Source organism: Mesorhizobium sp. M0522 (genome assembly GCF_040321085.1).
Lineage (GTDB): Bacteria > Pseudomonadota > Alphaproteobacteria > Rhizobiales > Rhizobiaceae > Mesorhizobium.
The window spans coordinates 12780-25262 of the sequence record NZ_JAMYQW010000041.1 but is presented as its reverse complement, the minus strand read 5'-3'; the positions used below and the strand labels follow the sequence as shown (position 1 = coordinate 25262).

Annotated in this window: 15 protein-coding genes and 1 pseudogene; 7 read left to right on the top strand and 9 right to left on the bottom strand. The window is 64.4% G+C overall.

The genetic code is table 11. The features are described from left to right. The first annotated feature begins 166 nt into the window (after nucleotides 1-166). Nucleotides 167-1189 carry an acyltransferase family protein gene (locus NKI58_RS29940; RefSeq protein ID WP_352644719.1) on the top strand — a complete coding sequence of 341 codons (1023 nt, stop codon included), beginning with the start codon at nucleotides 167-169 and terminating at the stop codon, nucleotides 1187-1189. Nucleotides 1190-1208: 19 nt separating this feature from the next. Here NKI58_RS29940 and NKI58_RS29935 read toward each other — a convergent pair whose 3' ends face one another. Together NKI58_RS29935 and NKI58_RS29930 are read right to left on the bottom strand one after the other, a co-directional pair. Further along, nucleotides 1209-1697, bottom strand: coding sequence for a GNAT family N-acetyltransferase (locus NKI58_RS29935; RefSeq protein ID WP_023676419.1), 489 nt, complete (start codon nucleotides 1695-1697; stop codon nucleotides 1209-1211). 32 nt (nucleotides 1698-1729) lie between these two features. Then, nucleotides 1730-2494, bottom strand: coding sequence for a copper homeostasis protein CutC (locus NKI58_RS29930; protein WP_352786464.1), 765 nt, complete (start codon nucleotides 2492-2494; stop codon nucleotides 1730-1732). A 225-nt stretch (nucleotides 2495-2719) separates the two neighbouring features. On the opposite strand from NKI58_RS29930, the gene NKI58_RS29925 reads away from it, so the two are divergent. After that, nucleotides 2720-3163: an SRPBCC family protein gene (locus NKI58_RS29925; protein WP_023676417.1), complete on the top strand. Its 444-nt coding sequence runs from the start codon at nucleotides 2720-2722 to the stop codon at nucleotides 3161-3163. Nucleotides 3164-3281: 118 nt separating this feature from the next. After that, entirely contained in the window at nucleotides 3282-3737 is a 456-nt protein-coding gene (locus NKI58_RS29920; protein ID WP_023676416.1) for a carboxymuconolactone decarboxylase family protein, read from the top strand. Nucleotides 3738-3764: 27 nt separating this feature from the next. Here NKI58_RS29920 and NKI58_RS29915 read toward each other — a convergent pair whose 3' ends face one another. Next, nucleotides 3765-4673: a LysR family transcriptional regulator gene (locus NKI58_RS29915; protein ID WP_023676415.1), complete on the bottom strand. Its 909-nt coding sequence runs from the start codon at nucleotides 4671-4673 to the stop codon at nucleotides 3765-3767. 128 nt (nucleotides 4674-4801) lie between these two features. On the opposite strand from NKI58_RS29915, the gene NKI58_RS29910 reads away from it, so the two are divergent. Genes NKI58_RS29910 through NKI58_RS29900 form a run of 3 tightly spaced genes read left to right on the top strand, consistent with a single transcriptional unit; the run spans nucleotide 4802 to nucleotide 6896 of the window. Further along, a complete protein-coding gene (locus NKI58_RS29910; protein WP_051406120.1) occupies nucleotides 4802-5305 on the top strand; it encodes a nuclear transport factor 2 family protein in 504 nt (167 codons plus the stop codon). Between the two features lie 59 nt (nucleotides 5306-5364). Continuing rightward, complete coding sequence (locus NKI58_RS29905; RefSeq protein ID WP_352697817.1) at nucleotides 5365-6348, top strand: alpha/beta hydrolase; 984 nt, start codon at nucleotides 5365-5367, stop codon at nucleotides 6346-6348. Then, on the top strand, nucleotides 6345-6896 hold the full coding sequence (locus NKI58_RS29900) for a nuclear transport factor 2 family protein (protein WP_352568879.1): 552 nt from the start codon (nucleotides 6345-6347) through the stop codon (nucleotides 6894-6896). Before NKI58_RS29905 ends, NKI58_RS29900 begins: the two co-directional genes overlap by 4 nt. 37 nt (nucleotides 6897-6933) lie before the next feature. On the opposite strand, the gene NKI58_RS29895 is transcribed toward NKI58_RS29900, so the two are convergent. Both NKI58_RS29895 and NKI58_RS29890 read right to left on the bottom strand, forming a co-directional pair. Next, a complete protein-coding gene (locus NKI58_RS29895; RefSeq protein ID WP_352635535.1) occupies nucleotides 6934-7365 on the bottom strand; it encodes a cupin domain-containing protein in 432 nt (143 codons plus the stop codon). Nucleotides 7366-7435: 70 nt separating this feature from the next. Beyond that, nucleotides 7436-8266 carry an AraC family transcriptional regulator gene (locus tag NKI58_RS29890; RefSeq protein ID WP_352635533.1) on the bottom strand — a complete coding sequence of 277 codons (831 nt, stop codon included), beginning with the start codon at nucleotides 8264-8266 and terminating at the stop codon, nucleotides 7436-7438. Nucleotides 8267-8350: 84 nt separating this feature from the next. Between NKI58_RS29890 and NKI58_RS29885 the strand changes: the two genes are divergently transcribed. Further along, entirely contained in the window at nucleotides 8351-9550 is a 1200-nt protein-coding gene (locus NKI58_RS29885; RefSeq protein WP_352635531.1) for an amidohydrolase, read from the top strand. Here the strand turns inward: NKI58_RS29885 and NKI58_RS29880 are convergent. The 4 genes and pseudogenes from NKI58_RS29880 to NKI58_RS29865 form a co-directional block, all read right to left on the bottom strand. Continuing rightward, nucleotides 9489-10490, bottom strand: a complete 1002-nt coding sequence (locus tag NKI58_RS29880; protein ID WP_352854152.1) for a xanthine dehydrogenase family protein molybdopterin-binding subunit — start codon at nucleotides 10488-10490, stop codon at nucleotides 9489-9491. The genes NKI58_RS29885 and NKI58_RS29880 overlap by 62 nt on opposite strands. 90 nt (nucleotides 10491-10580) lie before the next feature. Further along, a pseudogene (locus NKI58_RS29875) lies at nucleotides 10581-10742 on the bottom strand (molybdopterin cofactor-binding domain-containing protein); the annotation flags it as partial. 183 nt (nucleotides 10743-10925) lie between these two features. Further along, nucleotides 10926-11915 carry an FAD binding domain-containing protein gene (locus NKI58_RS29870; protein ID WP_352451925.1) on the bottom strand — a complete coding sequence of 330 codons (990 nt, stop codon included), beginning with the start codon at nucleotides 11913-11915 and terminating at the stop codon, nucleotides 10926-10928. Further along, nucleotides 11912-12397 (bottom strand): (2Fe-2S)-binding protein, encoded by a 486-nt coding sequence (locus NKI58_RS29865; RefSeq protein ID WP_352587828.1) that lies wholly within the window; start codon nucleotides 12395-12397, stop codon nucleotides 11912-11914. The genes NKI58_RS29870 and NKI58_RS29865 overlap by 4 nt, the downstream gene beginning before the upstream one ends. Nucleotides 12398-12483: the final 86 nt, after the last annotated feature.

Genomic DNA, 12483 nt, shown 5'->3' with positions numbered 1-12483 from the left:
TGTCGACCGTTGGTTTCGGGGAACGGACGTGACAGCCCCTTTCGGTCCGTCCTGTGCTTCGGGCGTGTCGTTATCTCGCACTTGCACAAAGTTCTGGTGCGCTGCAATATAGCTGGAGGAATGCGGCCTCCAGCCCGCCTTTCGCAGGTTCAATGAAGGGACCGGCATGACGGACATTTCCGCGACGCGTCTTGTCGTATCCAGGCCTGTGGCCGACAGCTCGGCAAGAACCAGGCTTGCCTATCTCGACGGCTGGCGCGGCCTGTCGATCGCGCTGGTGCTGATCGGCCATTTCTTCCCCGTTCCCGGCATCAATCTCGGCGTCCTGGGCGTCGAATTCTTCTTCGTGCTCAGCGGCCGGCTGATGGCCGAGATCCTGTTTGTCGAATACTATCCGCTGAAGAAATTCTTCAAGCGCCGGTTCTCCCGCATCTACCCGGCACTACTCATCTTCGTCGTCGCCGCGATGGTTGCCTTGTCCGGCACATTCATCGCCTTCAAATGGAAGGCGGCGCTGACGGCGCTGACGTTCACCTACAACTATGCCGGAATTCTCGTCACCCGCGCCGGCGCGCTCGACCATATCTGGTCGCTCTGCGTCGAAGAGCACGCCTATATCATCCTGGCGCTGATCAGCGTCGTCGTCTCGGGGCGGTCCCGGGTCATCATGTTGCTCGGTGCATTGTCGGTGCTGGCCATGGCAAACGGCGCCATCTCCTACTGGGTGCTCGCAATAGGCTACGAGGGCACCTATTGGCGCACCGACGTGCACATCGCCTCGATCCTGCTGTCGGCGGTGATATGCCTGCTCAAGGCCGACGACAGGCTGCCGGCGCTGCTCAAGGGGCCGCATGTCGCCCCGGCGGCCTCAGTAGTGGCTGTGCTCCTTTTCATGGCTGCCGTGCCAACCCCGATCCACTATCTGGTCGCGGTGCCGCTGTTGGCACTCGCCGTCAATTTGCTCGACTTCAGCAGCCGGTATCTGACCGGGTTTCTATCGTCCCTGCCGATGACGATGCTGGGGCTGTGGTCGTATTCGCTCTATCTTTGGCAGCAGCCCTTTTATCAAATCGTCGACATAAAAGGCAGTTCGCCGTGGTTGATGCTTGCGGCGGCGTTCGCTTGCGCGCTGTGCAGCTACTACATCATCGAAAAGCCGGCCCGCTCCTGGCTGAACCGCAATTGGTAGGGCGAACGGCGCCCGCCGTTCAGCCGGCGATCCGTCTTGCATAGTACCGCACGGCTTTCCTGCCGCCGTGGATTACCGCGTCGCCCACTTCCGCAAAGCCGAGTGCGGCATGGAAGGCGTCCGAAGCCGGATTGGGTGGCTCGGCATTGACTTCGCAGGTGACGATCGCCTGGCCCGCGCGTGACGCCTGCTCGAACAGATCCTCATACAGCCGGCGGGCATGGCCGCGGCCGCGCGCTTTGGCGCCGACCACGACGCGGTCGACGTAGACGAACCGCGGATAGCGCTCGCGAAACCACAGGAAGTTGGGGCTGTCGTAGCTCGCGTCCTGGTCGAAGGTCATGATGAAGGCTTCGAGTGCACCGATGCGGCGCGTGTAAAACGCTTCGCCGAGCAGGAAGGACAGGCGCTCAGGTTCGAGCCATGATAATTCCGCAGCGTGCTCGTTGTTGAGCGCGAGGATGGCGGGCTCATCCTGCGGCGAAACCCGTTCGATCGGCAAACGCATTTCGATCATGTTTTTTCTTCGATCTTCCAGGATCATGTCCGGGCAGCGGCGATGGTCGCCGCCACCAGCGCCTCGTCGGTCACGGTGTTGCGGTATTCGCGGTCGAGGTCGGTGCCGCCCATGCCGACTTTCGGGTTGCGGTAGCGCATGGCACTCGGCACGTCCTTGAGCGCGGCGAAGTGCATTTCGCTCAACCCGGTTTTCCTCCGCACCTTGCTGATGTTCTCGGGATCAAGCCCGCCGCAGCCGAGGATGATGATGCGGTCGCCGGCCTGCCTGACAAGCTCGGCGAGCAGGTCCGCGCCTTCCAGTGCCGTGTCGCGCTGGCCGCTGGTCAGCACGCGGCCGACCTTGCAGCGGATCAGCGCTTCCAGCGCCTCGGTCGGGTCGCGGGTCATGTCGAAGGCGCGGTGGCAGGTGACGTTCAAGCGTCCCGCCGCCTTAACCAATTCGCTCATGCGCTGTTCGTCGATAGTGCCGTCGGCAGCGAGGCAACCGACGACGACACCGGCGACGCCGAGCTCGGCAAGCGCGCCGACATCGGCGAGCATCGAACGATATTCGGCTTCGCCATACAGAAAATCGCCGCCGCGCGGCCGCACGATGACGTGGAACGGGATCGTCGCCAGCTCGAGCGCGGCGCGCACCGTGCCGAAGCTCGGCGTGATGCCGCCCTCGATCAGGCTGGCACAGAGCTCGACACGGTCGGCGCCTGCGGCTTGCGCGGCCAGCAGGCCGTCTATGCCTTCGACGCAGACCTCGATCAACGGGAGGCGAGGGCGTTCGGTCTCGGTCATGGGCGATCCGTCGATGATTTCAGCTGGCCAGCGGTAGCATCGGGCATGGTGCGATGAAAGCCGGAAGTGTTGGCTCAATGTGCTTGCGGGCGCGCCTGCCATTCCGCCGCTTGACACATTCATAACTTAAGCGTTATACGTAACTCATAGCTGGTGGGTTATTGGTTCTCATGGAGAGCGCGTTGTTGATAGCCCAGCCAAACCGCAAACAACGGGTCCGAAGTCATGACTGAAGCAACCACAATCGAAACCAAATCCATTGTCGTCGAGCGTCTGATCCCGCATGCGGCTGAAAAGATATGGCGCGCACTGACCGTGCCGCATCTAGTTGCCGAATGGCTGATGGAGAACGACTTTGCGCCTGAGCAAGGCCATCGCTTTACCTTTCGCGCGACGCCGGTGCCTGGCTGGTCCGGCGTGACGAACTGCGAGGTGCTGAAGATCGAGCCGCCACGCCTGCTAGCCTACAGCTGGGGCGACGGCACCGAATCCGACAGCGGTCTGAAGACCGTGGTGACATGGTCGTTGACGCCCGAAGGTACAGCGACGCGGGTGCGCATGGAGCATTCCGGGTTCCGGTCCGAGGACGAGCGCGGCTACATCGGCATGGGAAGCGGTTGGCCGCGCATTCTCGAGCGGCTTGAGCGGGTGACTGCCTCGCAAAGCTGAAGATCCCGGCGCTCGCCTTGCCGCAACGCGGCGGCCGGCGAACTGACAGAACCAAGACATATCGAGACCCCGGATGTTCGTCGTCCGGGCTTGAAAAAACACGCCGAAGGAGACCACTATGCAAGCACGATTGAAAAACCCGGTGGTGCTCATTCCCGGCGCCTTGCAGGCGCTGCTCGCGCTGGACAAGTCTACGGAAACGGCTGACCTGTCCTATGTGACGCGCAAGCTCGTCCATTTGCGCGCCAGCCAGATCAACGGATGCAGCCTCTGCGTCGATATGCATGCGCGCGAATTGAAGAAGGCCGGCGAAAAGGACGAACGCATCTTTGCCGTGTCCGCATGGCGGGAGACACCCTACTTCACCGACGCCGAACGCGCCGCGCTGGCACTGACCGAGGCGGCAACCCGGTTGGCCGACCGGCCGGATCCGGTGCCGGATGCAGTCTGGGACGAGGCCGCCCGGCACTATGACGAAAAGGCGCTTGCCGCCCTGGTCGTCCAGATTGCCCTGATCAACGCATTCAACCGGCTCAACGCAACCACCAGGCAGATGGTCGGCGCCTGGGGCTGAACGGGGCCGGATTCTCGAAAAGCCACATCAGATCCGCAGCTTGTGCGAATTCGCGCGGACGAAGTCGATGAAGGCCCGCAGCTTCGGTGGCACGAGGCGGCGGCTGGGATAATAGAGGTGGAGCGGCTCGTAAGCGGGACAGAAAGGCTCCAGCACCTTGACCAGCGCGCCTGAGGCGAGAAGCGGCGCGGCGAGGCCCTCGACCGCGAAGGCGAGGCCAAGCCCTTGCGCGGCGGCGGTAATGCACAGCGGAAGCGTGTTCACGACCAGGCATGCGTCCGGCGTGAATGCGACTTCGCGTCCCTCCACAATGAACTCCCAGGGCGAAATCGCGCGCGTGCGGGTCAGGGCGAATGCGATGCAGCGATGGGCGGCGAGGTCGGCCGGCCGCTTCGGTGTGCCGTTGCGCGCCAGATAATCGGGGCTACCCACCGCGACCATCTGCAGTGGCCCGCCCAGACGCGCGCCGATCATGTCTTTCTCGAGAAGTTCGCCGATGCGCAGGCCGGCGTCGAAGCCATCGGCGGCGATATCGACGAAGCTGTCGTCGAAAATCAGACTAAGCCGCACTTCGGGATAAGCATCCATGAACGGCCGCATCAGCGGCTCGATCAGCAGCGGAGCGGCGATCCACGGCAGGCTGAGCCGCAGCGTGCCGGCGGGACGATCGCGGCTGTCGCGCAGAGCCGCACCAGCCGCCCAGATATCTTCGGCTGCCGGACGCACATGGTCGAGGTATTGGGCGCCAGCTTCGGTCAAGCCAACGCTGCGGGTCGTCCGGTTGAGCAGCCGCACCCCCAGGCGCTCCTCGAGCCCCTTGACCGCCTCGCTCAACGAGGCCGGAGCGACGCCGAGCTCGGCGCCGGCGCGGGTGAAGCTTTTGGCCTCCGCAACCTTGACGAAGGCGACGATGCCGCTGAATTGGTCGAGGCGCATTGTAAGGATTTTCCAAATAGCCCTATCGAACTCTACTGGTTTTTCCGGCGAACGAAAGGCGTCATGTTGGGTCCGACGAACGGGCCTCGGTGTTGGGAACGGCTCGAACGGGCAAGGAGACAGGACCGATGACCAGGCTTGCTTTACTCGCCGCCGGCACTCTTCTGGCGGTGTCTGCCGCCCCGGCGCACAGCGGGCCACTGGAAGACCGCAATATCCAGCTCATCAAAGACTACTACGCAGCTTACGCGACCGGCAATCCCGAGGCCGTGCGGCCCTTCCTCGCGCCCGACATCGTGTGGCGCATTCCCGGTCATCATCCGCTCGCCGGCGACAAGCGCGGGCCGGACGAGGTGGTCGCCTTCTTCCGCGGCCTGGCCGATGGCAAGTTCAAGGCCGAGCCGATCTTCTTCCAGGCGCAAGGCGACCTCGTGGTCGACGTCCATCGCGGCTGGTCGAATGTCGGCTCAGGTCCCGAGATCGACCAGTTCTACGCGCTGATGTTCCGCATCACGGACGGCAAGATCGCCGAGGCACAGAATTTTTTGACCGACATGTACCAGTCGGACGCTTTCTACTGGGCGCATTACCCGCTGAAGCCACTGCCCAGCCGACTGGCTGGCGAGCGCTGAGACGGCGGTCTTTCTCGCAACGCGCCGCGCTTCTCATTCCAAGCCAAAGGAGACTTGCGATGCTTAAAACCCTGACACTTGCCGTAGCAACCACCGCCGCGCTCGCCGCCTCCAATGCCTTCGCCGCACCGCGCGTCGAGCGCGTCGCTTTTGCCTCGTACGGTGAGCAGATCATCGGCGAGCTCTATCTCCCGGAGGATCTGGATGCGGCGAAACCTCGGCCGGCGCTGGTCGTGACCGGCGCCTGGATGACGGTGAAGGAACAGATGCCGGCCCGCTACGCCCGCGAGATGGCCGATCGCGGCTTCGTCGCCTTGACCTTCGATTTTCGCGGCTGGGGCGAAAGCGGCGGCGTGCGACGCCAGTACGAGGATCCTTACGCCAAGATCGCCGACATCGAAGCGGCGGTTGCCTATCTCGCGAGCCGGCCCGAAGCCGATCAGGACCGCATCGGCGGGCTCGGCATTTGCGCCAGCTCCGGCTACATGGTCACCGCCGCCGCCGAAAACGCCGCGATCAAATCGGTCGCCCTCGTTGCGCCCTGGTTGCAGGATGCCGAAGTGGTCGAGCAGGCCTATGGCGGCCGGAATGGCGTCTTCAGGCTTGAGGCCGTGGGCGATGCGGCCAAGGCTGAGTATCGCCGCACCGGCAAGCAAGCGTTCTTGCCGGCCGCGAGCCTGACCGACGAGCGCGCGATCATGTTCAAGGTGCCTTACTACACCGAACCCGATCGCGGCATGATCCCGGCGTGGCGCAACGAGGCCGATCCGGCGTTCTGGCGCGGCTGGCTGACGTTCGACGCCATCCAGGCTGCTCCGCGCCTGCACCAGCCTTTTTTGATGGTGCACAGCGAGGCGGCTGCCATTCCGAAGGGGGCGCACAAATTCTACACGCGGCTGACCAGTTCCAAGCGGGAGCTGTGGCTCGACAATGTCACCCAATTCGATTTCTACGATCGTGCCGCGCCGGTGAAGGCGGCGAGCGATGCCGCCGCCGCGCACTTCCGCGCGACGCTCGGCAGTGCGGGGGAGGCGGGACAATGAGCCTCGTCACGCGCCGGCATGTCCTGGTCTCGGCGATTTCCGCTGCGATGATTTCCGCCGTCTCGGCGCCCGCCTCGAGCGCGCCGGGAGATGCGCTGACGGTCAAAGACAGGATCGCAATCACCGAGGCAGTGGCCGGGATCGGCCTCTATGCCGACCTGCGTGAATGGAACCGGGTCAGATCCTATTTCGCGGCCCGTGTCACGACCGACTATACCAGCCTCTTCGGCGGCGAGGTCACGACCAGCGGCCGCGACGCGCTGATCGCCCAATGGCAAGGGCTGCTGCCGGGCTTCGACGCCACCCAGCACCTCATCACCAACATCATTGTCGAAGGCGCGGACAACGGTGCGGTTGCACGCAGCCATGTCCGCGCAACCCATTGGATCGGTTCCCGGTTCTGGACGGTTGGCGGCAGCTATCTCCACCGGATGGTGCGGACGCCTGAAGGCTGGCGCGTCAAGGCAATCTCCATCCGCCGCTTATACGAAGAGGGGGATCGCGCGGTGCTGGCCGCCGCCGCCGACCGGGTGAAAGCTGCGGAGTGAATCCGGTGTTCCTTGCTGGAGTGCCCGACGACCGCAGTTACTGGCGCAACACCGTGTTCTTGGTACCTTCTTCGACCTGGTCGATGACCAGCAGCTTGACCGGATCGGCGCCGACATTGGTCGCCTGATGCCATTGCCCGATCATCTCGATGATGAAATCACCTGTTTGATAGGTGTTGCTCTTGCCGGTCTCGACGTTGGTGACCTGAAGCGTGCCGGCCTCGACATAGGCATAGCGCGGAAACGGATGCTTGTGGACCGGCAAGGTCGCGCCCGGCGCGATCTGATAGGCCGAGACCAGGACCTGGACGTTCTTCTGCGGCAGCGTGATCGGCTGGCCGGACGCGGTCTCGGTGTGAGAGGCAAGCGGGGTCACGATGACCGGCGTGCCGCTGGCATCCAGCGCCTGGGCGCTGTTTGCAAACAGTGGAGCCGCGAGCAGCAGCATCGATGCCAAGATTTTTCGCATGATTCCCCCCGAGCTGCGTCAGCATTGCGCAGCAAGCATTGGCGCGCAAGCTTGTCTGTTCAGGAGCGCCTTATCCCGCTCTTCTGAACATGCCCGGCGTCATGCCATGCATAGCCCGGAATGTACGGGAAAGATGGCTCTGGTCGGCGAAACCCGCCGCGATGGCGGCGTCGGCGAGGCCAAATCCCTGTTCGATCAGCGCACTCGCCCGGCGCAATCGCCGGTCGCGGATATAGGCCGCCGGCGTCAGGCCGATCGCCTTGTTGAAGTCGCGGATGACCTGGAATCGGGTCACGCCAGCCGCGCCGGCTAGCCGCTTGAGGTCGAGCTGCGAGCCAAGCTCGCTTTCGACAAGATCGCGGTAGAGCGAGAACCGCCGCTGCGATCCGGAGCTTTCGATCTCTTCGGCCTGTCCGCTCGAGTCGCCATGCCGAACGATCAGCCGTCGCAGCGCCACGAGCAGGGACGTCTCGGCCGTCATTGTGTCCGGGGATGTCGAGCCCTGGTGTGCTGCCATCAATGCTGCGGCGAGACTGCTGTCTTCGATAGTCGCGCGCGAAAATACTGGAGCGCCGTCGCGGCCGAGTTCGCGGGTAAGCGCGGTCATCATCGGCACCGAAGGATAAAACGTCCGGTAGGCCCAGCCTTCATCCGCCCCGCGTTCGCCGTCATGCCACTCCTCGGGATTGACGACGGCAATGGTGCCTGCCGGAGCGAGAACGCTTTTGCGGCCGATGCGAATGCGCTCGCAGCCAGAGGTGATCAGGGCGATCACATAGGTCGGGTGCGTGTGCAAGTCATAGCGGTGCCGGGTGAAGCGCGCCTCGAACAGGCCCAGGTCGGGGAAGCACGGATGGCGCCAGTATTTCCCGGTCTCTGCCGCTTCGTTTGTCCTTGCCATGGTCAATCCGGTTCAAGACGCCTCTCGCCGGGCCTTCTATGGCAGGCAAACCAAGCCGCTTTTTGTCGGCGGAAAGGAGGCATCATGTTGCATAATGACCCCGTCGCCGCGCTGACACCAGAGGTTATAGGCTGGCGGCACCATATCCATGCCAATCCGGAACTCGCATTCAATGAATACGAAACGGCGCGTTTCGTTGCAGAGAAGCTGCGCTCCTTCGGCGTCGACGAGGTGCATGAAGGGATCGGCGGCACCGGCGTCGTCGGTGTCCTGCGCAGCGGCGCTGGAACGTGCGCTATCGGCCTTCGCGCCGAGCTCGACGCGCTTCCGGTGCTGGAGAAAACCGGCCTGTCCTATGCTTCGAGGCAAGAGGGCGTGATGCACGCCTGCGGCCATGACGGCCACGCCGCCATGCTGCTCGGCGCCGCCAAACTGCTCAGTCAATCGCGCGCCTTCGACGGAGCCGTCACTTTCATCTTTCAGCCGGCCGAGGAAAACGAGGGCGGCAGCATGCGCATGATCGAGGACGGCCTGTTCAAGCGCTTTCCGGTCGAAGCGGTCTATGCGGTTCACAACTGGCCGGGCATCAGGCTGGGGACGATCGCCGCCCGCGTCGGGCCGCAAATGGCGGCCGTCGATAATTTCGAACTGACCTTTGAGGGTCTTGGCGCTCATGCCGCCATGCCGCAGCTCGGGGATGACCCGATCCTGGCCGCGGGCGCCTTCGTGCAAGCCGTCCAGCGCATCGTCAGCCGCTCGGTCGACCCTCAGAGCGCGCTTGTCGTCAGCATCACGCAGATTCATGGCGGCAATGTCGGCAATATCGTGCCGGGCAAGGTCTGGCTGCAAGGCACCTGCCGCTTCTTCGAGCACGGCCTTTCCGACCATTGCGAGAGGCTGATCGGCGAGATCGCACAAGGTATTGCCGCCGCGCATTCGCTCAAGGCCAGGCTCGACTACAGGAAGGGCTATCCGCCGCTGATCAATACGGCCGATGCGACGGCCCGCGCCGTCGAGGCCGCCGCCTCCGTCGTCGGCCGGGAGAATGTCTTGACCGAGTTCAGCCCCAGTCTCGGCTGCGAGGATTTCGCTTTCATGATCCGCGCCGCCGGCGGCTGCTATGCGTGGATCGGCGCCGGCGAGGTCGGCCCGGGCGAAGGCCTGCACGGCGACCGCTACGTTTTCAACGACGAGATCGTGCCGACGGTGATGCGCTATTACGTCAACCTCGTCGAGCAGACGCTTCCGCGGGCCGATCCTTCCACAGCAGTTTTTCCGGCGTGATCGGCAACTCCCGGATCCGCTTGCCTGTGGCGTCGAAGACGGCGTTGGCAACAGCAGCGGCAACGCCGGTGGCGCCGAGTTCGCCGATGCCTTTGCCGCCGATCGGGCTGGCATGCTCGTCCACCTCATCGACGAAGTGGATTATGATGTCGCCGGGAATGTCGGCGTTGACCGGAATGGCGACTCCGGAAAGGTTCTTCGACAGGAACCGGCCAAGCACCGGTTCGTGCCTGCTCTGCTCCATTGCCGCCATGCCCCAGCCCCAGATGATGCCGCCCGTCATCTGGCTGCGTGCGGTGCGGGGATTGACGATGCGGCCGGCGCTGTAGCTGCCCACGGCGCGACGAAGCCTGAGCAGGCCGAGCCCCGGATCGACGCCGACCTCCATGAAAATCGCGCCGAAAGTGCGCATCGCGAGGCCTTTGCCATGCTGCGCCGGATCGAACGAGCCGGAGCCGGTGATCTCGCCGATGTCGGTATGGCTCATCACGTCGGCGATCGTCTGACCGCCGGCAGCGCCTCTGCGGCGAATCTTGCCGTCCTGCATCTCGACCTCGTCCGGCAGCAGATTGGCAAGACGGGCAAGCTGCGAACGCGCATCTTCGGCAGCGGCAAGCACCGCCGCGCCCACCCCCATGGTCGATGACGAGCCATAGGTCGGTCCCGCCTCCGGCAGCTGTGTATCGCCCATTTCCATCTCAATCCTCTCCATCGGCAGGCCCAGCACGTCGGCCGCGATCTGCGGAAAGATGGTGAGTGTTCCGGTCCCTATGTCCTGGGTGCCGGTGCGGATGAGCACCGTGCCATCTCGGTGCAACCTGACCTCGGCTGCAGGCGTCGGGTTGCGGAAACAGCCCATGCTGCAGGTCGCCATGCCGTAGCCGATCAGCCAATCGCCGTCGCGTTGCGGCTTGCGCGGGCGCTCGCGCCAGCCGAACAGGCGGGCGCCTTCCTCATAAGCCTCGCGCAGCTTCTTCGACGACCAGGGCTGGCCGGTGGCCGGATCCGTGTCCGCATGGTTGACCAGACGCAGATCGAGCGGATCGATGCCGAGGCGGTGGGCGAGCTCGTCCATCGCGCTTTCGAGCGCCCAGGTGCCCGGACCCTCGACCGGCGCGCGCAGCGGCGTCGGCATGGCGACGTTTGCGCGCTCCACGCGCTGGCTGAGACGCATGGCCGGCGTGGCGTAGAGACCCTTCGACGCCGTTCTCGGCGAGCGCGTCGTCGACCATGATCGACGTCACGCGGCCGGCCGGAACGGGCGCGGTCACGAGTACCGCATAGAGCAGGTCGGGGGCGAAATAGTCGGCCGCATAGCGGGCGCGGCCGGTGACCTTGACGCCGCCGTCAGGGCGGGCAACAGGCTGGCTGATCATCATGACGGCATCCTCGCTGCTCTTTCGATCGCCCGCAAAGCGGCGGTCTTGGCCAGTTCGATCTTGTAGGCGTTCTGCGACAAGGGACGCGCTTCGGCGAAGGATTGCTCGATAGCGGTGCTCAACGCCTCGCGATCGCCGATTTCGGCACCGGCGAGCTGCTGGTCGGCGGCGCTCAGCCGCCACGGCCGCAGCGCGACGGACCCCAGCGCCAGGGCCGCCCGACGGATGGTTTGGCCGTCCATCTCCAGCACAGCGGCGGCAGAGACGATGGCGTACTCGTAGGATTCGCGCTCGCGCACCTTGAGGTAAGCCGATCGCGGCGCCGGCGCCGGCAGCTCGATTGCCGTGATCAGTTCGCCTTGCTGCAACACATTGTCTGCCTCGGGCCGCGTGTCGGGAAGCAGGTGGAATTCCGCTGCCGGAATGCGCCGGCCGCCGCTGCGGTGCGCGGTGACGATGACCGCATCAAGTGCTGCCAGCGCCACCGCCGGGTCGGATGGCTGGGTGGCGACGCAATCCTCGGTCCAGCCGAATATCGCGTGATTGTCGTTGATGCCATGCAATGCCGAGCAGCCGGAGCCGAGCTGACGCTTGTTGCATGGCAACTGCTCTTCGGCACGGAAATAGGCACAGCGCGTCTTCTGCAGAAGATTGCCGCCTATCGTTGCTAGGTTTCTCAGCTGCGGCGATGCGGCGTTGAGGATCGCCTGGCTCAACACCGGATAATCGCGCATCACCAGCGCATGCTGCGCGACATCGTTGAGATGCGTCAGCGCGCCGATCGTCAAGCCGCCGCCGGGCAGTGCCTCGATCTGATCCAGCCCGTCGAGGCGGGAGATATCGATGATCCGCGCCGGCCCGGCAATTCCAAGGCGCAGCCAGTTGAGCAATTCGGTGCCGCCGGCGAGAAAGGCGCTGTCGGGCGCGGCACCGGCTGCGATCGTGTCGCCCAGGCTGTCGGCGCGCGCATAGACGAATGGGGTCATTGGCTCGCCCTCCCGGCCGCTGAGCGCACCGCCTCGACGATTTGCGGATAGGCCGAGCAGCGGCACAGATTACCGCTCATCCATTCGCGGATCTCGGCATCGGAGCCGGTATGTCCCTCCTCGATCAGTGCCGCCGCCGACATCACCTGTCCGGGCGTGCAGAATCCGCACTGGAACCCATCATGATCGATGAACGCCTGCTGCACGGGATGAAGCGCATCGCCGTTTGCCAAGCCTTCGATCGTCGTGACCTCGCGTCCCTCGCAGGACACGGCAAGTATCATGCAGGCATTCACACGCCGTTCGTCGAGATGCACGGTGCAGGCGCCGCACTCGCCGAAATTGCATCCCTTTTTCGTTCCGGTCAGATGAAGCCGCTCGCGCAGCAGGTCGAGCAGCGTGACGCGGGGATCGAGATCGGAAAGGCTGTGATCCTCTCCGTTCACCCGCAACCGCAATAGGTGCCGATCGTGGAAGTCCATTGGGGGTTACCTCGAAGCACATGCCGTACTCGTCGCAGGGACTCGTCCAGCAAGCAGCCACCCACCTGTCGAGGCGAAATAGGGCG

Excerpts from the sequence above, each read along its gene's own strand:
- NKI58_RS29940 (WP_352644719.1), top strand. The coding sequence starts at position 167 with ATGACGGACATTTCCGCGACGCGTCTTGTCGTATCCAGGCCTGTGGCC.
- NKI58_RS29935 (WP_023676419.1), bottom strand. The coding sequence starts at position 1,697 with ATGCGTTTGCCGATCGAACGGGTTTCGCCGCAGGATGAGCCCGCCATC.
- NKI58_RS29930 (WP_352786464.1), bottom strand. The coding sequence starts at position 2,494 with ATGACCGAGACCGAACGCCCTCGCCTCCCGTTGATCGAGGTCTGCGTC.
- NKI58_RS29925 (WP_023676417.1), top strand. The coding sequence starts at position 2,720 with ATGACTGAAGCAACCACAATCGAAACCAAATCCATTGTCGTCGAGCGT.
- NKI58_RS29920 (WP_023676416.1), top strand. The coding sequence starts at position 3,282 with ATGCAAGCACGATTGAAAAACCCGGTGGTGCTCATTCCCGGCGCCTTG.
- NKI58_RS29915 (WP_023676415.1), bottom strand. The coding sequence starts at position 4,673 with ATGCGCCTCGACCAATTCAGCGGCATCGTCGCCTTCGTCAAGGTTGCG.
- NKI58_RS29910 (WP_051406120.1), top strand. The coding sequence starts at position 4,802 with ATGACCAGGCTTGCTTTACTCGCCGCCGGCACTCTTCTGGCGGTGTCT.
- NKI58_RS29905 (WP_352697817.1), top strand. The coding sequence starts at position 5,365 with ATGCTTAAAACCCTGACACTTGCCGTAGCAACCACCGCCGCGCTCGCC.
- NKI58_RS29900 (WP_352568879.1), top strand. The coding sequence starts at position 6,345 with ATGAGCCTCGTCACGCGCCGGCATGTCCTGGTCTCGGCGATTTCCGCT.
- NKI58_RS29895 (WP_352635535.1), bottom strand. The coding sequence starts at position 7,365 with ATGCGAAAAATCTTGGCATCGATGCTGCTGCTCGCGGCTCCACTGTTT.
- NKI58_RS29890 (WP_352635533.1), bottom strand. The coding sequence starts at position 8,266 with ATGGCAAGGACAAACGAAGCGGCAGAGACCGGGAAATACTGGCGCCAT.
- NKI58_RS29885 (WP_352635531.1), top strand. The coding sequence starts at position 8,351 with ATGTTGCATAATGACCCCGTCGCCGCGCTGACACCAGAGGTTATAGGC.
- NKI58_RS29870 (WP_352451925.1), bottom strand. The coding sequence starts at position 11,915 with ATGACCCCATTCGTCTATGCGCGCGCCGACAGCCTGGGCGACACGATC.
- NKI58_RS29865 (WP_352587828.1), bottom strand. The coding sequence starts at position 12,397 with ATGGACTTCCACGATCGGCACCTATTGCGGTTGCGGGTGAACGGAGAG.